The organism is Gallionella capsiferriformans ES-2 (assembly GCF_000145255.1).
In the GTDB taxonomy this organism is placed as follows: domain Bacteria; phylum Pseudomonadota; class Gammaproteobacteria; order Burkholderiales; family Gallionellaceae; genus Gallionella; species Gallionella capsiferriformans.
This window is the reverse complement of sequence record NC_014394.1, coordinates 2,057,520-2,076,591: the sequence shown is the minus strand read 5'-3', so window position 1 is coordinate 2,076,591 and position 19,072 is coordinate 2,057,520. Positions and strand designations below refer to the sequence as shown.

Here is a 19,072-nt window from a genome sequence, read left to right as displayed (position 1 = left end):
GAGCGAAATTATGGAATGGCTGATATTGATCGCGGCGTTGTTTCTCGCCTTCAGCAACGGCGCGAACGACAACTTCAAGGGCTTCGCGACCGTGTGGGGTTCGGACACGCTGAACTACCGGCAGGCGCTCGCGCTGGCCACGCTGGCGACGCTGGCCGGCAGTTTCGCCGCGCTGTTCCTGGCCGAAACGCTGGTGCAGAATTTCTCTGGCAAGGGGCTGGTTGCGGATGCGGTCGTCAATACGCCGCTGTTCATGCTGAGTGTCGCCAGCGGCGCGGCGTTCACCGTTTTCCTCGCGACACGGCTGGGCTATCCCGTATCTACCACGCATGCGCTAATCGGCGGATTGCTGGGGGCGGGTCTGGCGCAGGCCGACGGCGCCGTACAACTGGGCAGGTTGACGCAGACCTTTCTGCTGCCGCTGTTGGCCAGTCCCTTGCTGGCCGCGATCCTGGGCGCGCTGGCCTATACGGCGTTCCGCCTGCATCCGGCAGAGGATGATTGCCTGTGCGTGGTGCAGCCGGAACTGTCTGCCGCCACACCGGTGCTGCAATCGGTTTCGCTGCCGCTGCCTGGCATCGTGCTGGGCACCGATGAGGACTGCGCCACCTTGCCGGTCGCCGCGCGCTTTTCGATCTCGCGCTGGCTGGACAAGTTGCACATCCTGTCTGCCATGGCGATCTGTTTCGCGCGCGGCGTGAACGATACGCCGAAGATCGCGGCGCTGCTGCTGGCCTCCAGTCTCACCGACGCGCAAACATCGGTCTGGCTGCTGGCCGCTGCGATGGCGCTGGGCGGGATCATCTTTGCGAAACGGGTGGCTGAGCGCATGAGCCACCGCGTGACACGCATGGATCACGGCCAGGGATTGACCGCCAACCTGATCACCGCCGTGCTGGTGCTGTTCGCCAGCAAGCTGGGCGTACCCGTTTCCACCACCCACGTCTCGGTCGGTTCCATCGCCGGGGTGGGCATGCGCGCGCGGACGCTGGACTGGGTGTCGCTGCGCCAGATCATGTTGTCCTGGCTGGTGACGCTGCCGCTGGCGGCGGCGCTGGCTTTTGGCGTGAGCCGGTTCTGGTAGAGATAAAACCGAATAATCCATAAGGCCGTCATACCGGCTAGCCCTCTATCCAACTTTCCCCCAGAGGGGGAAAGAGCAATCGCCTCCTCGCCCTCTGGGAGAGGAGGCGAGAGTTAGCGCCGGTATCCAGCAATAAAAAAGCTGCCGCGAAGCGGACAAAACCACGATGTTGTCCCATTTGCGTGGGGGCATTGTTAATCACTGGATTCCTGCCTGATGGAACTACTAGCCATTCGACTAAGCTGGCAAACAACGCCAGCCAAGTCGCTGGTTATTCGCCGGAATGACGTGGTTTTTCTAATGGTTTCCGGGATAAAGGAGCATCATGAATTTCGAACACTTCATTCTCACCAACGAACCCGCCATCCGGCTCGGCTTCTTTTTCGGCGTCCTGGCTGTGGTTGGCCTGTGGGAGCTGGCCGCGCCCCGGCGTGCATTGACCGTATCCAAGGTGTTACGCTGGGCCAGCAACCTCGGCATCGTTGTCCTCAACACCGTGCTGCTGCGGCTGCTCTTTCCGCTGGCGGCGGTGGGCGTGGCCGCATTTTGCACCGCGATCGGCTGGGGACTGCTCAACCATTTCCAGATTCCGTTTGCGATTGCTGTGCCGCTGGCAGCGATCATTCTGGATTTCGTCATCTGGCTTCAACACGTCATGTTCCATGCCGTGCCTGCGCTGTGGCGGCTGCACCGGGTGCACCACGCTGACCCGGATTTCGACGTGACCACCGGTGCGCGCTTCCACCCCATCGAGATCGTGCTGTCCATGCTTATCAAGTTCGCCACCATCGTCGTGCTCGGCCCGCCGGTGCTGGCGGTGGTGATCTTCGAAGTGCTGCTCAATGCCACCGCGATGTTTAATCACGGCAACATCCGTCTGCCGCTTGCGCTGGATCGGGTGTTGCGCCGGTTCGTGGTCACACCGGACATGCACCGTGTGTACCATTCCATAGAAGATGACGAGGCCAACTCCAACTTCGGCTTCAACCTGCCATGGTGGGATCGCCTGTTCGGCACCTATCGCGACCAGCTGCGCGCCGGTCACCTGGCCATGACCTTCGGCATCAGCGACCATGCCGACCCGCGCGAAGTAGTGCGGCTGGACGGCATGCTGCTCCTGCCCTTCAAGGGCGAGATCACCGACTACGCGATCAACCGGCGCAATTATTCCGGAGACAAGAAACAGCCATGAACTGGTATGCCCACCCGGAATCCCGTTCGTTTATCCTGCGCCGCTATCTGCCGCTATCTGCCGCTATCTGCCGCGATTGGCGATCTGTAGCCTGGTGTGGGAGATCGTACAGTTGCCGCTCTATACCCTGTGGTCGGACCCGCGCTGGGAGAGCATCGTCTATGCCGTCATCCATTGCACGGCGGTTGATGTCCTGATCGGCATGGCGGCCTTGTTCCTTGCCTTGATTCTGAACGGCGCAGGCGAACGCGCCGACTGGCCGGGGCCGAGGATCGTCATTTGGACGATAGTCATTGCAGTCGCCTACACCGTGTGGAGCGAGCGAAACAATCTGGCTCAGGGTAATTGGTCGTATTCCGCATGGATGCCGGTGTTGCCGTGGATCGATGTCGGTCTGGCGCCGCTGTTGCAATGGGTCGCGGTGCCGTGGGCGGCATGGCGCTGGGCAAACCGGCAACGCTGATTCCGGGGATGGCGCGGGATGGCGTCACCTCATGTGAAGCACGCCGCGCAGTTTGATGCCGCTCTAACTGCTAACCGGCGCAGCACGAAAGCTGTTTCACGTCTTTGGTAAACGTTTGCGCGCACAGCTTCAGCCCCTCGACCATCGTGAGATAGGGAAAGAGTTGGTCGGTTATATCCTGCACAGTCATGCGCGCGCGGATGGCAATGGCCGCTGTCTGAATCAACTCGCCCGCTTCCGGCGCAACCACCTGTACGCCCACCAGGCGCAGGCTCCCTGCTTCAGCAACAATTTTTATGAAGCCGCGTGTATCGAAGTTGGCCAGCGCGCGCGGCACATTGTCGAGCGTCAGCGTGCGGCTGACGGTCTCGATGCCTTTGTCGTGCGCTTCTGCTTCGGACAGGCTCACCGTCGCCACCTGCGGGTCGGTGAACACCACGGCGGGCATGGCGGTCAGGTCGAGGGTGGCCTCGCCGCCGGTCATGTTGATCGCCGCGCGCGTACCGGCCGCGGCCGCGACATAGACGAACTGCGGCTGATCAGTGCAATCGCCGGCGGCATAGATGTCCGGCGCACTGCTGCGCATCTGGTCGTCAATCACGATATTGCCCTGTGGGCTGAGTGCTACTCCGGCATTATCCAGTCCCAGGCTGCGGGTGTTGGGTGATCGTCCGGTAGCCACCAGCAACTTATCTGCACGGAATTCGCCTTGGTTAGTGACGAGCATGAATTCACCATCAACAAACGACACGGAGCTTGCCTGTGTTTGCGTGCGCACGTCGATGCCCTCTGTGCGGAATGCCTCCGCCACCGCTACACCGATGGCCGGATCCTCGCGGAAGAACAAAGTATGGCGCGCCAGGATCGTGACCTTGCTGCCCAGCCGCGCGTAGGCCTGTGCCAGTTCCAGTGCGACAACCGACGAGCCGATTACGGCAAGTCGCGGCGGGATAGCCGGGCTGACCAGCGCTTCGGTCGAAGTCCAGTAGGGCGTGCCCTTTAATCCGGGAGTGGGCGGGATCGCCGCGCTGGCACCGGTCGCAACCAGACAGCGGTCGAACGGCACTTCGCGCTCGCTGCCATCGAGCTTTTGCACGATCAGCGTGTGGCCGTCCTTGAAGCGGGCCTCGCCGTGCATCAGGTTGATGTCCAGAGTGCTCTCCAGTATTTTTTCGTATTTGGCGTGGCGCAGTTCGTCCACCCGTCCTTGTTGCTGCGCAAGCAGATTGTCGCGTTGGATGGTGGGTGCAATAGCGGAAATGCCACCATCGAACGGACTCTCACGCCGCAGATGGGCGATATGGGCGGCGCGAATCATGATCTTGGAGGGTACACAACCGATGTTGACGCAGGTGCCGCCAATGGTGCCGCGCTCGATCAGTGTGACCCGTGCGCCGCGTTCGACTGCTTTCAACGCGCAGGCCATTGCCGCGCCGCCGCTGCCGATGATAGCGATGTGCGGGGATTCATTTATCATGATTGCTGACCTTTCGATGTATGGCAGTTGGCATTTTCAGCGAATGTTTCTTTTGATTTGCGGTTGACGGCATAAATAATCAAACCGACAAAAAACAGCAGGGCAGGCATGAGCACATAATCGAGATAACCCACCCATGCAGCCAAACCGAACGCGCCGAAAAGAAGCACCAGCACAGGCGTGAAACAGCACAAGGCAGAGATGATCACCCCGAACGTGCCAATTTTCAACAAGGTGGAGTTTTTCATTTACGCACCACCACGATTTTTGATGGATAACCCGCGTCTTCAGTCGCTTTGGTGAGTGCCTTGACGGTGGTACTGCCATCGTCGAAGGTCACGGCAGCTTCTCTCTTGTCGAGATTGAAGGCCACTTTCTCGACGCCATACACGCCGAAAAGTGCCTTTTTTACGGTGATCGGACATGCCGAACATGTCATGTTGGATACCGCCAACGTAGCCGTCTTGTTGGCCGCAAAGGCAGGTGACATAGTCAATGCGCTAATGGCAGTTGCCATGACAATTGAAAGTATTTGGGCAATTTTAGTGAAACTCGCTTTGCTCGCTTTCATGTTACGACTCCTTCAATAAAATAACGGTGCAATATAAGGGAAGCTAAGTACAACCAGCACTAACATCACAACGATCCAGAAAATGCTTTTGTAAGCACGCCTAGCCTGCGGTAACGCGCAAACCTCACTCGGTTTGCATGCACCCTCCGGTCGATAAATACGCCGCCAGGCGAAGAACAGTGCCACCAATGCTGCGCCGATAAAAATCGGCCGGTAAGGTTCCATCACCGTCAGATTGCTGATCCACGCACCACTGAAACCAAGTGTGATCAGTACCAGCGGCCCGAGGCAGCAGGTCGAAGCCAGGATGGCAGCCAATCCGCCTATAAAAAGCGCACCGCGACCGGTTTTTGTTTCAGACATGTGATTCTCCTTTCCCAAAGATGTGCTAACCTTAAACCCGTAGTCAACTACGGAGTCAAGCATTATGAAAACGAGCAAAGCAAGTTTCGAGCAAGCGAAGCGCAGCGGCCAAACGAACAAAGCGAGTGCTCCAAAATTACAGATACATGATCCGGAAAACGGCATGACCATCGGGCAATTGGCTTCGGAAGCTGGCGTAAATGTGGAAACCATTCGTTATTACCAGCGCGAGAAATTGCTGAACACACCGAAAAGGGAATTTGGTTCGATCCGACGTTATGGTGCAGTTGAATTGAACTGTTTACTGTTCATCAAGCGCGCACAGGCCATTGGTTTTTCGCTGACGGAAATTTCCTTGCTGCTCAAGTTGGCCGAAGGCGAGCATTGCGCCGAAACAAAGAGGTTGGCCGAGAAAAAACTTGTGGTAATCAAACAAAAAATTGCGGATTTACTCTCCATAGAATCATCATTAGAAAAACTTATTTCCGCCTGTCGAAAAGGAAAAGGCGGCTGTGGCTGCCCGATTATTGACAGCCTGGTGGGCGGAGAAAGAACATTGTCGTAACCTGGCTACGCTACTCGACGCGAAACACGCCGCGCAGTTTGATGCCGACCCAATTGCCGGGCAGTGCGGCGAGTATCCACAGCCAGCCGTGCAAACTGGTGGATGAAATGCCAGAGAGAAAAGCACCAATGTTGCATCCGTAGGCGATGCGCGAACCGTAACCCATCAGGAGTCCGCCGAGCAGCGCGGCCAGCAACGGCAGTAAGGTCAAACGAAGATTAGGTTTGAGTACACCCGCCAGCGCGGCGGCGATCAGCGATCCCAAGATGATGGCCATATCCATCACGCTGGTTTCGTCGGTGAACACGCTGCCTTGCAATTGATCCAGCCGGTAGTCGTTGTTCCAGAATGTGCTGCCTTCCGCATCCCAGCCGAGTGCCGCTGCCATCTTGGCACCCCACAGAGTAAATGCCCAAGTCACCACCCAGGGGTGGCCGGTTTGCAGCAGCACCGCTAGATTGAGCAGGGCGACCAACAGCATGCTGAGATACAGCGGCCATGGTCCGCGCCACCAAGTGTAAACCTGGACCGTGTTGACCTCGTCGCGTTTTCCCCAGAGCAGTGTCGCCCGCCACAGCAGGGCGAACACGGCAAGTTGTAACCCTACTGCCAGCGGCCAGCCCAACATATCGCCGAGTGCTGGGGCATCCCAGGCGGGCAGGTTTTCCCACCAGTCTGCATGCAATGTGGCGAGCCAGCCGCCGAAACAGAATGTGATGATGGTGAAGAACAATCGCGTATTACCGCTACCGAAACCGCATAACGTGCCGGAGCCGCAACCGCCCGCTAGTTGCATGCCGATGCCGAACATGAACGCGCCCGTTGTGACGCCGAACCCGAGTGGTGCAACCGCGCCAACGATACTGTGGCCGTTGAACGATGCGGCGGCGAGGAAAGGCGCAAATAGCAGGGTGGTTAGCGCCAGCAATAGAAGTTGCGCCTGCACCAGTCTGACGCTGCCAGCCTCCAACAGCATTCGATATGTACCGGTAAAGCCGAACCCCGCATGATGGAATGCCACACCCAACAGCGCACCCAGCGGAATCAGCAGCAGGGCGGATTCGTGCAGTACAGTCTGCCAGGTAAGCAGCAGCATGAGAAGAACGGACGCGCCCAGATATAAACGTTGCATCTTCATTTTGTTAAACCTGCAATCGAAGCACAGCGTTTCTGTGCCCGCAATGTCTGGATTGATCGGGAGTGGCAACCGACTTCACCCTGAAGCCCGTTGCCGTCGCATTACGCTGGCTTATCAGTGCTTCGCCGCACAGGGGTTTTTGGCATTGCACGGATTTTTTCCGGCGCACGGGTTCATCTTCATCGCGCATGGGTTTTTGGTTGCACAGGGATTCATTTTCGCGCCACAGGGATTCTTTGCGGCACATGGATTGGCGGCCGCGCATGGGTTAGCATTCACCCTGAAGCCTTTTTGCAGCGAAGCGGAGTAGGCTGTCAGTGCGGCCAGTTTCTTGCTGCTCCAGGCTAGCGGCTTGGCCGCCATTGGCACGACCATGCAAAACTGCACCATCTCATCCAGATGCACGACTTTGACGTTGGCCCGGTCATGCGTCATTTGCACAAAATGCGGGTAGGGTTGGGCGAAGGTTGCCTGGAAAGCACCATTACTCTGGTGGCAGGTGTTGCAAGACATGCCATTCGTGCTCAAGCTGGTATCGCTGAATAGCGTTTTGCCTTCAGCAACGAGTTGGGTGTGGTTGCCTTTGTAGGGACGATAATTATTTGGACGTGTGGTGAGTGCGGGGTCGATACGGTCGGAAGCGGCTGCACACGGGTTTTTGGCTGCACAGGGATTCTTGGCCGCGCAAGGGTTCATACGCGATGTGCTGTTTCGCGGTGCGCAGGGATTGGCGCGACAAGGTGCGGCTATGGCCATTCCGGCAAGAGATAGGGTTAGCGCGCCGGAAGCAAGCAGTACGTTGTATAGGGGGCTGCGTTTCATGGTGTTCTCCTTAGTTTTAATGAGTCTTAAGTGTTGCAATGAACGAATCAGTCACGCGCTGCAATTTCAGTGACGATAGTTAGTCGATGGCATAGGTACTATCCTTACAAAATTTCTCCGACAAATTACCTGTTTTACAGGCGTAAGAATCGACAACGCTGAATGTGAGGTTCATAGTGTTCTTCCTTGGAAGAGGGTATCGGTAAATTCAGATCGTGTTGAGCGCAGCTGACCGTCGTCAGTCGAATCAGGATGGACACTTCTTACACGAGAATATTTGTATTCGTCTGTAAGAAAACGGTTTTTATAACGACAAAAGTTTATTGATGCAAGGCATCAAGCCCACTTTGTAATATCCAGGAGACCTTCATGAAACAGATTGCACGATCTTTGATGTTGTTGCTTGCATTGATCTTTCCGCTGCTTGCTCACGCGCTGGGCGAACCATACACACAAGAGAAAATGGATGCTTTGAACAAGGCAGAAAAGCCTGTATTGGTGACAATTCATGCAAATTGGTGCGGAACCTGCCGTGCTCAGGAGCGGGTGTTGGAAAAGTTATTGTCCAAGGCAGAGTTTCGTGAAATAACTATTTTACGTGTCGATTTTGATCAACAGAAACCCGTTGTACACAAATTGGGTGCCAAATATCAAAGTACATTGATCGTATTTAAAGGCGGCGAAATGGCTGGTCGAATGACGGGCGAGACCGACAGTGATCGGATTGCCAGATTACTGTATTCGGCTTTGTAGAGGGGGTATTCATGGAACTCGGCTTGACTAGTTTTGGCCTGTCATTTCTGGCGGGCGTTCTTTCCACGCTATCACCTTGCGTTTTACCGCTGGTGCCTATTTTGTTGGGTTCATCGGTAAGCTCGCATCGCATGGGGCCGTATGCTCTGATTGTAGGTTTAATGGCTTCATATACCGTGATTGGCGTCGTAATCGGTTCGATGGGAGCCAGGATTGGCTTGGAGGCAGATAGCTTGCGTGTGGTGGGAGGTCTGCTATTGATACTGTTTGGCGCCATTATGTTCTCCAGCGTGCTGCAAGAGAGGTTCAGCGGTGCAATCAGTCGATTGGGCGTGGGGCAAGGACTACTCGCGCGTTTTAATCTGGATGGTTTGCATGGTCAATTTTTGCTCGGCATGTTGCTTGGAATCGTGTGGAGCCCGTGCGTCGGTCCTACACTCGGGGTGGCAATCACGCTTGCCAGTCAGGGAGAGGCATTGTTGCAGGTAGGTGCTGTGATGCTGATGTTCAGTTTAGGCGCTGCACTGCCGCTGTTGGCTATCGGCATGTTATCCCGTCAGGCGATGGGTAGATGGCGCAACCGCATGCTTGAGAACGGACAAAAGGCGAAAAAAGTTTTTGGCGCGGCATTGCTATTGCTTGGTATTTTTGTTTTGTCAGGAGTTGATAGAACATTTGAGCGTCATGCGGTGAATGTTATGCCGGATTGGCTGGTTATATTGACCAGTCGTTTTTGAGCGTTGAATCGGAGAAAGAATATATGTCTGAAAAAGAATCGTTGTTGAACACGCTGCTCGGCTTGTCAATGATCGTCGAAGCGCGCGACCCTTATACCGGCGGCCACCTTTGGCGCGTTTCACAATTTTCCAGGCTGCTGGCCCAACAGGCCGGCTTATCAAGGCGTGATATTTCGCTGTGCGAGGTCGGCGGTTTTTTGCACGACCTGGGCAAGGTCGGTGTGCCGGATGCCATTCTGAATAAGCCGGATCGCCTCACCGAGGCCGAGTATGACATCATCAAAACTCATCCGTCGGTGGGCGGGCGGCTTCTGTCCAGCCATCCGCTTGCAGGGCTGGCAATGGATGCTGTGGTTGCTCACCACGAACGTCCGGACGGCAGGGGGTATCCTCACGGTATTGCGGGTGATGTCATTCCCGAGGTGGCACGCATCGTCAGCATCGCCGATGCCTTTGATGCAATGACCAGTACACGCGCCTACCGTAAAGGCATGCCGACAGAAAAGGCATTCTCCATTATCGGTAGCGAGCTGGGCAGTCAGTTTGACCAGAATCTGGGCAAGCACTTTTTAGCGTTGGAGCGCATGACGGATATTGTACACATCGTCGGCCACAGCGAGTCGGGCATCCCCTTGCTGCCATGTCCGTCATGCAGCGCGCCCGTCGTGGCTCGGGCTACGCATCGTGATGGCGAGCATATCTATTGCCGTGCCTGCGGCGGTGAGTCACGACTGCACAAACAGGATGGTTTGCTGCAACTGGAAATGACGGGAGGAATGGGAGAGGCCTCCGTGCTCGCACCTGACTGCGACACCGACTTGATCGGTGCGATGGTGACGGAGATCGCGCCGCACCTGTTTTAAGGAAGCGATCAAGGCTTCCATGAGCTGCGTTGCTGGATCGGCGGGCAAGGAATCGATCCATAAGAGCAGAACACACAGCAATCGCCCAGTTTTGGTTTCAAAACCACAAGGAAGGTAGAACCACTGGCACGAGGGCTCCCATTTTCTCCTGCCCGCAATGCGGGCAGGCGATCAGGGATTTAAGTGTTCATGTCTGCTGTTGTGAAGAGGTAATCATAAGTTTGATTTCGCGCAGTGTATCTTCCACCGAGATTGGGATATGGCTGGTGATGTCCAGCATGCGATCCTCGAATACGTCCTCACTAGGGTGCAATTCCGCCCAAGCCCAGACAGTTTCGTCGCGCCGTTTGAGCAATGCTTCGATATGTGGGCGGTAGAGTATGAGCATCGCGCTGATCCAGCGGTTTACTGGCCATGATGGGAATGCATGGTCTATCACGAAGTGATCCAGCATTTGGATCACTTGCTCGGCGGGATACCATGCTTCAGCAGTCACCCAGCGGTTGGTGGTAAATAATCCGGTCGGATAACCGTAGCCATCCATGGCAATGGCGAGCAGATGTGACAAGGCCTCATCGCCCTTGGGCCACGGATCGGTTGCGGGGTGCTCGATGGGCATTACACCTGCGGGCATGCCCTTCGGACGCAGAAAGCAGTGAAAGTGTCCGTGCTCCCCGACTTCGCCGCGATGGGCATGGTAGTAATACTGCGCATGACTCTCTCGGTCGTACACGTCGTCGTCAGGATAGTGGTTATATTCGTAGAAAGTCTCGCCTTTATTGAGCGTGTCGCGCAGCACTTCGCCGACGACATTCATCCCGGCTTTTTGCAGCACCCGGTAACAGGCAAGGATTTCCAAGCCGGCCTGCTGCATGGCTTGCAACTGAGCAAGTGGCAGGGAGGACAAATCAGGCGAAACAACCAGCCCCATTGCGTGGCTGGTTGAGTGCGATGCCGACTTTTTGCTTAGTGGTTTTTTGCTGCGCATGGGTTTTTGGTAGAGCAAGGATTCTTTGCTGCGCATGGATGCATCGCGGCACACGGATTTTTTGCAGCGCAAGGGTTGGCTTTGTGGTGTTGGTGTTTTGCCATACAGGGGTTTTTGCCTGCGCATGGATTCTTTCCTGTGCATGGATTTGCCGATGCTTCCATTTTAGAGCGTGCCGCGCAGGGATTAGCCGCTCCGCAGGGGGCCGCCATTGCCGCACCACTCATTACGGCAGCCAGTGCGCCAGACGAAATCAGGGTTTTAGCAATTTTATTGAATTTCATTATTTCTCTCCAGGGGTAAATTTGTAAGCCTATCTGACATTACCAAAATGGTGGATGCAAGGATTAGTCGGAGTTAAACTTCAAACCTTACACATTATTTTGAATATGTTGTAGCTGTGTCTAAGCTCCCTGAATTCTGTCGTGTATTCCTGCTTCGGTATTCTCATCATTTGCCTTTCCAAAAGTAACGTTAATTTTACGTCACCCTTGGAAGACTATTTTTTGGGGGAAGCTCAGTACGATATAACGCGGTTACTCGCTGAGAGATTAACTTTATTACTCGGTGAAGGGACTATTTTGTTGGAACACCGATGCTGGCAGTAACAGTCTGTCGGCTTGACCTGGCAATGGAATAAAACCAAAGTGTTTATAAAACGAGATCGATTTGTCGTCTTTTGCGTCAACAATGATTCCGACTACGGCTAGAACAGAGCTGGCTTGAGACACTTTTTGACAGGCATCGGCAAGCAGAATTGATCCTAAACCTTTGCCTTGTGACTCATTATCTACGGCTAGTCGGCCTATCAGCGCAACCGGCACCGGATAACGTGGTAGTTTTCGTGCAAGCGATGTTGGAAGGCTAGAGCAACCTACGCTTCCAGCACTTAAGGTAAAGAAACCTGCTAGTTTTTTTTGATCATTTTCTGGCGTTGCGATAAACACGCGAGAAACATTTTTGCGTACATCCTGCGAGGCATAGCGACGGATGTAATCATTCAGCGGTTGTGTTCCGCACTGAAAATCAGCCGTGTTAATGTCCGCATCAAGTGGGCGGATGAGGTATTTCATCAACGTACCTGATCAGCGTGGCGTTTGAATGCGCGATCCAAAGCCGCATTAGGCGCAGAAGGAGCGTCAAGCGCTGCTAAGAACGACTCGAAGTCTTTTGGATTCAATGTAATTGATTCATGCTCCTGTACAATACGTTCAGCAGAGGCGAGCGCATTTGACAGCACAAATTCTGAGATGCTGACGTGTACATAACTGGCTGCTTTGTCCAGTAACTGGCGTGTGTAGCTGTCGCATCGGATATTCAGACGGCTTTCCTTGGTCATCGTAGTTTCCATGATGGACTCCTAAAATTAGATTGCGTTATTGTGCGCCATATGTACTCACAATGCAATAGCAATATACCTTTGTACGAAATTAGCTTGCCGGAATTTTGCCGGACTTGGTTATGCATCGTTGTGCGCTGTAGTGCATAGTTGTAACGGAACACTGCAGCGTATTATCAATTAAATCAATCTATTACAGGTCGACTGCTATTTCGACATCCAAGGGGTCAGCAGTTCGAGTCTGCTCGTTCCTACCAAACAAAACAACGGGTTAGAGCAGAAATGTTCTAGCCCGTTTTTAATTCTGTGGGGACTTTGAAGGGGGCAGAATTTTCTGAACAGCCACCCCCGATTCGCGTTAGTCCGTTTGTTCTTTTTGCTGATCAGATTCAATGTATCCAGCAACGCGCTTACCTGTCCCGGGCTGTAATGCGATGTCATCGAGTAATTCCACATCTGCAATGTTGGCAATAAATCTGCAATATATAACTTGATTTTTTATTAATGGCATCACTACTGTCCGGTTAAAAATCGAATAGATTCAATTGTTTACTGATGTCCGGTTCGTCAAGATTCTGTATCGCATTTGCAACCATTTGATTTATTGGGGTTTTATCGAACATATTGACCTCAAAAAGATTCAGTAAAATCTGCTGGGAGGCAGGAAGATTGAGCTGTTTTTTGGCAATGCTGACCAGCAGGTAAACGCATATTGCGATCCAGATTTGGGATTTGACGGCATTGAGGGAATTGCCATAGAAATGTTTGATGGCAAGGTTTTGCTTGAGCCACTTGAAGAACAGTTCGATTTGCCAGCGATTTTTGTAGATATTGGCGATGGTCAGCGCGGGCAAATCGAAGCGATTGGTCAGGAACACCAAATGCTTGCCGGTTTCCGGGTCGCGGAAAGAAACCCGGCGCAGGCGTTCCGGGTAAGCGGTTTTTGATTTGGGTGTCGCCAGCAGTATGGTTTGATCGCAGCGTAATCCAGTGGCTTTGTCCACTTCGCGCGACGCAATCCAGGTAAAGCGGAGATTGTTCTTTGCGCGGATGACAAAGGTAACTTGGCGCTGGTGTAGCGCATACAATCTGGCGAAGTGCAGGTAGCCCCGATCAATGACGACGATGGTGCCAGCGGGGAATGGGATCACGTCGAGCAGATTGACATCGTGAACCTTGCCGGTGGTAATGGACAGAAACACAGGGATTGAACCGCGCAGATCAATGATGGTGTGCGCTTTGACGGCGGCCTTGGTTGAACGAAATTCCGCCCAGGGGAACAGCGTCAGGCACAGATCGATGGTGGTCGAGTCCATGGCGTAGAGCGGTTCTTTGAGTCCCAGGCCGATGTCCTCGTCCCGGTACAGTTCGAGCGCTATGGAGATCAAACGATGGCCGAGTGCCTCGAACAGCCGCCAGTCGCGCCGTTCGTTGGCATCGGCCAGTGTGGAACGGGATACTTTGCTGCGGATACCGATATGGTAAAGCTTGCTCTTCTGAGAATTGAGACAGGCAACCAAATCACGCAAGCCATCGCGCCGGGTCAGTTGTGCATAGGCCATGCAGATGAATTGGCTCCATGCGGAGAAATGCTTGATCCCGTGGTTGGCGGCAAAGCGCTCGGTCAGATATTCGAAATGATTGAACGGCACGAAGTCCAGCAATTGTGCGAAAACTGTTTTGCCCCGATTCATGCTGCCGCTCCGTCTGCCGATTAAAGGGCAAACGATACGGTTTTTTAACCAAAGGCGATTCCAGATAGTATTTGAAATCGTCGGAATGCAAAAACGTGCTGAAAGCCACGTCAATAAAGGGCTACAGCGAAATGAACTTAAAATCTACCGGACAGTAGTGTAATGGCATACTAGATTGCCCGTCAAATACTACTGGGCGAATAGCATGTTTAGGCGGTCTGATAAAATTGATGCAGGCAATTCCCGGCTCCCTGTATTTTTCCAAATTAAAAAAATGGGCGATCTGCTCGTTCAAGTCAAGCTCCATGCTCGAAGTGTCAGCGCTATAGTCGAAAAGACACGGTTCAAACCTATTGCTTGCAAGTGCTCCTAGCAGTGCTAAATCGAAGAAATCACATTAAATGACACAAAGCCCCCCATCCTTTGGCAATATCGCTCCAGACAAAATACGCTGCGCCGAATACGATGGCTTGGGCGCTGAGTTCCATATTTTATTGTCAGATTCACCCGTCGTATTGTCTGTCAGTGGCAGCATCGAGGCATTGCTCGGGTTTACACCAGACGATTTTATTGCCGGTCATATTTCCTTGCCAGATCGTATCCATCTTGAAGATGGCGATCTGGCAAGCTTGCTTTTTTTAAATGCTGATTCGCCAGCATCAGGAAGCTTTCCAATTCGTTTAAGGCAAGCCAACGGGCAAATTCGTATTGTCAGGCTTGACTTTGAAAAGTCCTCTGCGGATAAGTCAGGTGTGAGGCTTCGGTTAATACTGAAAGATGCCAAAGGCTTATACGATATTGATACTGCCCCCGTAGATCTACATTTCAAGTACATGATGGACAGCACCGACGATTTTATTTGCTTTAAAAATAAAAATCACGTTATTACCGGTGCCAGTCAGGCACTCGCATCTATTTGTCCACGCGGCCAGCGCTGGGGCGATTTGATCGGTCAGACTGATTATGAGCTCTTTCCCGAGGAGTTCGCAGATAGGTGTTACCAGTTAGAAAAATTGATTTACGCGGGCATGCCGTCTGTTAATGTAGAGCTGGAATATGTGCAGGTAAACGGGGAGTGTGGCTGGGTCAATAGCCGAAAATATCCCATCCACGGTGATCAGGGTGAAATTGTTGGCGTGTTCGGCGTTTCAAGGGATATTACCGAGCGTAAGATTTTTGAGGAAGCATTGAAAAAAAGTGAGGCGCGCCTCACGCTGGCGCAACGTATGTCCCATCTTGGCAACTGGGAGCTGGATTTGATCAGCAACGTGCTGTGGTGGTCTGAGGAGATTTTTCGTATTTTTGAGGTGGATTCGAATAGCTTTACTCCTTCTTACGAGGCTTTCCTTGCGGTTGTTCACCCTGATGACAGGGGCACGGTGAGCAGTGCTTATTTGAATTCGTTGAAAAGTAAGATTCCCTACGATATTGAACATCGACTATTGCTAACAGACGGGCGCATCAAGTACGTGCATGAACGGTGTGAAACCGTGTACGACAGTGGCGGCAACCCGCTTCGTTCTGTGGGCACCGTGCAAGATATCAGCGACCGGAAACGGCTCAAGCTCGAAGGCACGGACATGTTGCGGAGAATTGAGTCGCTTATCCTGCAAATGGATGACCGGACGGTTGCGGCCACGCCAGAGGAAAATGCAATCGTGCGTTCTGAGGAGGGGGCGGGGAAATTGAGTCGCCGGCATCTCGATGTGATTGGGCTGATTGCAGCGGGCCTTACCTCAGCGCAAATTGCAGCTAGACTCAATATTTCGCAAACTACCGTCATTACCCACAGGCGCAACCTGATGCGCAAGCTCGGGCTTCACAGTGCCGCAGAACTAACGGCTTACGCGATCAAAAATAAGATCGTCGCCTGTTGAATCGGTCTTGTACTGGCTCGCGATCATTCCTCACAAGTTGCTGTCTTCCCGTGCGCGGTATTCCCTGAGATACCTCGTCTGGGGTAGGGGTTACATTCCTTGCTCAATTTGCACCTTGTGCTGTGAGCGCTCTGCCTAAATGGCTGGCAGGAATAAGCTAATTATTTCCGCAAAGGGGGTAGATGTCGCAAATGAGGTATTCAATTGCCCCTTATGGAGGATTTTCTATTTTCCTGGCATCGACTATATTCAATGCCTGAGTTCGGCAGGTTCTGACGGCGCGTGTTAGATCATTGAATTCGATTAAAGAATGGACAGCCACAGTCACGACAGCCGGATATCACGAATGAGTTTGTTAGATAAATCCCTGTTGGTCTTGCAGGGTGGGGGGGGGGGGGGATGGATCGCAGGAGCGGGCAGGTAGGGCGTATTCGTCGTTTGATGTGGGGTGTGGTGGGCTCGGTGTTGCTGACGGTGTCGTTGGGCGGCTATTGGTTTGTCGAGGTAGTTACGCAATTGGGTCAGCAGGCGCGCGAGGATCGCATACAACTGCTTGCGCTGGAAAATTCCGTGAGCGATGTGATGGCGGAGTTGGCGGATCAAACTCAGGAGTGGAAAGATATTCTGTTGCGTGGTTACGACCCGGTTCTGCGTGCGAAGCATCAAAATGCCTTCGAGGCTCATGCCAGTTCCCTTCAGAACAAGCTGCTCAACGTGCAAGCTGCGGCGCGCAAGCTGGCGATTGACGTCGGCGAAATGGAAAACTTTGTTCGTCAGCATCAGGAGTTGATGGCGAACTATCACGAGGCACTTGCCTTGTTCGACCCGAAGGATGTTTATTCAGCCCGCTTGGTCGATGGGCGCGTGCAAGGCCGTGATCGGTTGTTGCGTGATGCATTGCATCGTGAGGTTAAGAAGCTTGAGGGGCAAATCGTTGCCCGGGAACAGGGGATGGTTGCCGGTGTATTGGGGCGGCATGGTTTGAAGCTGGGCGCTTTAGCGATGGTGTTGCCGTTGTTATCGTTGTGGTTTTTCTGGCAGGTGTATCGCGCATTGGGTTTCATCGTACAAAGTGATGCGCGCATTCGAGCTATTTATGAAGCCATCGGGGATGCGGTGCTGGTCGGCGACAGGCAGGGGCGAGTGGAGTCCATCAATGCGACCGCGCAGAGACTGCTGGGCTGGACTGAGGCTGAGGCACGCGGCAAGCTGATCAGTGACGTGTTTGAACTTTATGATGTTCACCATCAGCAGCGCGTCGAGTCACCCGCGGAGAGCGTATTGCGTGATGGAATCCCTATCCCGATGTCAAACGGCATGCTGTTGCGCCGCCGTGATGGCAGCCAGTTGGCGGTGGAAGATTCCGCAGCACCGGTGCGCGACGAGCATGGCAATGCGGTAGGGGTAGTGATGGTGTTTCATGACGTGTCGAAACGTTACGCATTGCTCGACGAATTGGGGGCCGCACGCGCGCAATTTGAAACCTTGTTTGAGCAGCTGCCTGAGGGCGTGTTGCTTTTTGATGAAAGTCTGGCGGTCATTACGCATAACAGAGAAGCGGCCAATTTGCTGGAATATGCCAGTGATGCGCTGCTTCTGTTGCAGGTGTCGGACATTGAAGCGATGGATGATCAGAATGCCATTGCCGCACGCAAAGAAAAATTACAGCTTACGGGGATAGATAATTTTGAATCGCGTTACCGTACACGAAGCGGTCGCCTGATGGATGTGGATGTCTCGGTACAGGTCGTGCAACTACCCAACGGCCGGATTGCTTTTCAAACGCTGTTTCGGGATATCACTGAACAAAAACAAACCTCCGCTCAAATCGAGCATTTGGCCTATCACGATCAGCTCACAGGATTGCCGAATCGACGTCTGTTGAAAGATCGTCTGAGTCAGGCCGTCAGCAGTGTGGTGCGTCGGGATGCAAAGCTGGCGCTGATGTATCTCGATTTAGATCATTTTAAAGATGTAAACGATAGCCTAGGTCATGGCGCGGGTGATGTCCTGCTGCAAATTGTTGCGGAGCGTTTGCAAGGCTGTGTGCGCGCCGATGACACCCTGGCACGCATGGGGGGGGACGAGTTCGTCCTGTTGCTCAATGGCGTGAACGGGGCCGATGATGTGGCCAGTATCGCCGGGAAAATTATTCATGAACTATCTCAACCGATGCGTATCGGCAATGACGAATTGCGCATTACGCCCAGTTTAGGTATCAGCATGTGTCCGCAGGACGGGCGGGATGCGGATGATTTGCTCAAATATGCCGATGTGGCGTTGTATCAGGCCAAACAGCAGGGACGTGCCACTTATCGTTTTTACACGCAAGCATTGCATGATCAGTCTGTCGAGCGTGTCCAGCTGGAACGGCTGTTGCGACATGCCTTGGAACGCAATGAATTCGAGTTGTATTACCAGCCTCAAGTCGATTTATGTGACGGGCGGATTATAGGCTGTGAGGCACTGATACGCTGGAATCACCCCGGGATGGGGCAGGTGTCACCGGCACGTTTTATTCCGATTGCGGAACAAAGTGGTCTCATTATTGATATTGGTAACTGGGTGATGAAGCAAGCGTGCCATCAGGCCAAACGCTGGCATGATCAAGGCTGGGATATCAAGGTGAGCTTCAATGTGTCGGCGCGCCAGTTCATGCGTTCTGGGGAACTGATGCAGTCGCTGCGTGATGCGCTGGCGGAAAGCGGTGTGGATCCGACGCGCATGGAAGTGGAGTTGACGGAAAGCTTATTGCTTGATCCGCAAGGAATGGGTGAGATTCTACATGAAATCAGGGCGTTAGGTATTCAATTGGCGCTGGATGATTTCGGGACCGGTTACTCCAGCCTGTCCTATCTGCGCCGTTTCCCCATCAGCATACTAAAAATTGACCGCTCGTTTGTAAGCGCGGCGGATAACAACGCCGACGATGCTGAAATGGTCAAAACGATCATCGGTATGGCGCATAACTTGCGCATGTCCTTGATCGCGGAAGGCATTGAGACAAATGCACAGCGTGACATGCTCGAGACTCAGGGGTGTGAGGTCGGACAAGGCTATCACTATAGCTGTCCGGTACCGGCAACGGAATTCAGCCTATTGCTGCAGCAGGGTATTCGATAAATAAACCTCAATTCAGGAGTTAG

General features: G+C 53.6%; 21 protein-coding genes. 10 read left to right on the top strand and 11 right to left on the bottom strand.

All coding sequences use genetic code 11. From position 1 onward, the window contains the following. The first annotated feature begins 10 nt into the window (after positions 1 to 10). From GALF_RS09510 to GALF_RS09500, 3 genes are all read left to right on the top strand, one after another. Positions 11 to 1,084 carry an inorganic phosphate transporter gene (locus tag GALF_RS09510; protein ID WP_013293844.1) on the top strand — a complete coding sequence of 358 codons (1,074 nt, stop codon included), beginning with the start codon at positions 11 to 13 and terminating at the stop codon, positions 1,082 to 1,084. Between the two features lie 325 nt (positions 1,085 to 1,409). Continuing rightward, the gene (locus GALF_RS09505; protein ID WP_013293843.1) at positions 1,410 to 2,276 is read left to right on the top strand and encodes a sterol desaturase family protein; all 867 of its coding nucleotides are present in this window, start codon (positions 1,410 to 1,412) and stop codon (positions 2,274 to 2,276) included. A gap of 76 nt (positions 2,277 to 2,352) precedes the next feature. Next, the gene (locus tag GALF_RS09500; RefSeq protein ID WP_190274068.1) at positions 2,353 to 2,739 is read left to right on the top strand and encodes a hypothetical protein; all 387 of its coding nucleotides are present in this window, start codon (positions 2,353 to 2,355) and stop codon (positions 2,737 to 2,739) included. A gap of 70 nt (positions 2,740 to 2,809) precedes the next feature. Here GALF_RS09500 and merA read toward each other — a convergent pair whose 3' ends face one another. The 4 genes from merA to merT all read right to left on the bottom strand — a co-directional run bounded on the left by merA (position 2,810) and on the right by merT (position 5,150). Beyond that, positions 2,810 to 4,216 (bottom strand): mercury(II) reductase, encoded by a 1,407-nt coding sequence (gene merA / locus GALF_RS09495; RefSeq protein ID WP_013293841.1) that lies wholly within the window; start codon positions 4,214 to 4,216, stop codon positions 2,810 to 2,812. Further along, positions 4,213 to 4,464 (bottom strand): mercury resistance system transport protein MerF, encoded by a 252-nt coding sequence (merF, locus tag GALF_RS09490; protein ID WP_013293840.1) that lies wholly within the window; start codon positions 4,462 to 4,464, stop codon positions 4,213 to 4,215. Before merF ends, merA begins: the two co-directional genes overlap by 4 nt. Continuing rightward, the gene (gene merP, locus GALF_RS09485) at positions 4,461 to 4,733 is read right to left on the bottom strand and encodes a mercury resistance system periplasmic binding protein MerP (RefSeq protein WP_041938438.1); all 273 of its coding nucleotides are present in this window, start codon (positions 4,731 to 4,733) and stop codon (positions 4,461 to 4,463) included. Before merP ends, merF begins: the two co-directional genes overlap by 4 nt. Before the next feature lie 66 nt (positions 4,734 to 4,799). Next, the gene (gene merT, locus GALF_RS09480; RefSeq protein WP_013293838.1) at positions 4,800 to 5,150 is read right to left on the bottom strand and encodes a mercuric ion transporter MerT; all 351 of its coding nucleotides are present in this window, start codon (positions 5,148 to 5,150) and stop codon (positions 4,800 to 4,802) included. 64 nt (positions 5,151 to 5,214) lie between these two features. Between merT and GALF_RS09475 the strand changes: the two genes are divergently transcribed. Beyond that, entirely contained in the window at positions 5,215 to 5,715 is a 501-nt protein-coding gene (locus GALF_RS09475; protein ID WP_013293837.1) for a MerR family transcriptional regulator, read from the top strand. 10 nt (positions 5,716 to 5,725) lie between these two features. Here GALF_RS09475 and GALF_RS09470 read toward each other — a convergent pair whose 3' ends face one another. Further along, positions 5,726 to 6,853, bottom strand: a complete 1,128-nt coding sequence (locus GALF_RS09470; RefSeq protein WP_013293836.1) for a YeeE/YedE family protein — start codon at positions 6,851 to 6,853, stop codon at positions 5,726 to 5,728. Positions 6,854 to 6,967: 114 nt separating this feature from the next. Further along, the gene (locus GALF_RS15060) at positions 6,968 to 7,675 is read right to left on the bottom strand and encodes a c-type cytochrome (RefSeq protein ID WP_013293835.1); all 708 of its coding nucleotides are present in this window, start codon (positions 7,673 to 7,675) and stop codon (positions 6,968 to 6,970) included. Between the two features lie 369 nt (positions 7,676 to 8,044). Here GALF_RS15060 and GALF_RS09460 point away from each other — a divergent pair, with 369 nt between their 5' ends. From GALF_RS09460 to GALF_RS09450, 3 genes are read left to right on the top strand one after another with little or no spacing between them, the layout of a single operon-like run. Continuing rightward, complete coding sequence (locus GALF_RS09460) at positions 8,045 to 8,428, top strand: thioredoxin family protein (protein WP_013293833.1); 384 nt, start codon at positions 8,045 to 8,047, stop codon at positions 8,426 to 8,428. Positions 8,429 to 8,439: 11 nt separating this feature from the next. Next, on the top strand, positions 8,440 to 9,165 hold the full coding sequence (locus GALF_RS09455; RefSeq protein ID WP_013293832.1) for a cytochrome c biogenesis CcdA family protein: 726 nt from the start codon (positions 8,440 to 8,442) through the stop codon (positions 9,163 to 9,165). A gap of 23 nt (positions 9,166 to 9,188) precedes the next feature. Continuing rightward, the gene (locus tag GALF_RS09450; RefSeq protein ID WP_013293831.1) at positions 9,189 to 10,028 is read left to right on the top strand and encodes an HD-GYP domain-containing protein; all 840 of its coding nucleotides are present in this window, start codon (positions 9,189 to 9,191) and stop codon (positions 10,026 to 10,028) included. 8 nt (positions 10,029 to 10,036) lie between these two features. On the opposite strand, the gene GALF_RS16195 is transcribed toward GALF_RS09450, so the two are convergent. Next, on the bottom strand, positions 10,037 to 10,102 hold the full coding sequence (locus tag GALF_RS16195) for a hypothetical protein (RefSeq protein ID WP_317623719.1): 66 nt from the start codon (positions 10,100 to 10,102) through the stop codon (positions 10,037 to 10,039). Between the two features lie 113 nt (positions 10,103 to 10,215). Beyond that, on the bottom strand, positions 10,216 to 11,142 hold the full coding sequence (locus tag GALF_RS09445) for a DUF6969 family protein (protein ID WP_013293830.1): 927 nt from the start codon (positions 11,140 to 11,142) through the stop codon (positions 10,216 to 10,218). Positions 11,143 to 11,154: 12 nt separating this feature from the next. Between GALF_RS09445 and GALF_RS15725 the strand changes: the two genes are divergently transcribed. Further along, complete coding sequence (locus GALF_RS15725) at positions 11,155 to 11,319, top strand: hypothetical protein (RefSeq protein WP_190274067.1); 165 nt, start codon at positions 11,155 to 11,157, stop codon at positions 11,317 to 11,319. Between the two features lie 257 nt (positions 11,320 to 11,576). Here GALF_RS15725 and GALF_RS09440 read toward each other — a convergent pair whose 3' ends face one another. The 3 genes from GALF_RS09440 to GALF_RS09430 form a co-directional block, all read right to left on the bottom strand. Continuing rightward, positions 11,577 to 12,089, bottom strand: coding sequence for a GNAT family N-acetyltransferase (locus GALF_RS09440; RefSeq protein WP_013293829.1), 513 nt, complete (start codon positions 12,087 to 12,089; stop codon positions 11,577 to 11,579). Further along, positions 12,089 to 12,367, bottom strand: a complete 279-nt coding sequence (locus GALF_RS09435; protein ID WP_013293828.1) for a type II toxin-antitoxin system TacA family antitoxin — start codon at positions 12,365 to 12,367, stop codon at positions 12,089 to 12,091. The genes GALF_RS09440 and GALF_RS09435 overlap by 1 nt, the downstream gene beginning before the upstream one ends. A gap of 512 nt (positions 12,368 to 12,879) precedes the next feature. Next, positions 12,880 to 14,049, bottom strand: a complete 1,170-nt coding sequence (locus GALF_RS09430) for an IS4 family transposase (RefSeq protein ID WP_013292311.1) — start codon at positions 14,047 to 14,049, stop codon at positions 12,880 to 12,882. Between the two features lie 401 nt (positions 14,050 to 14,450). Between GALF_RS09430 and GALF_RS09425 the strand changes: the two genes are divergently transcribed. Together GALF_RS09425 and GALF_RS09420 are read left to right on the top strand one after the other, a co-directional pair. After that, positions 14,451 to 15,926, top strand: coding sequence for a PAS domain-containing protein (locus tag GALF_RS09425; protein WP_013293826.1), 1,476 nt, complete (start codon positions 14,451 to 14,453; stop codon positions 15,924 to 15,926). 399 nt (positions 15,927 to 16,325) lie between these two features. After that, entirely contained in the window at positions 16,326 to 19,049 is a 2,724-nt protein-coding gene (locus GALF_RS09420; protein WP_013293825.1) for a putative bifunctional diguanylate cyclase/phosphodiesterase, read from the top strand. The last annotated feature ends 23 nt before the right edge of the window (positions 19,050 to 19,072 follow it).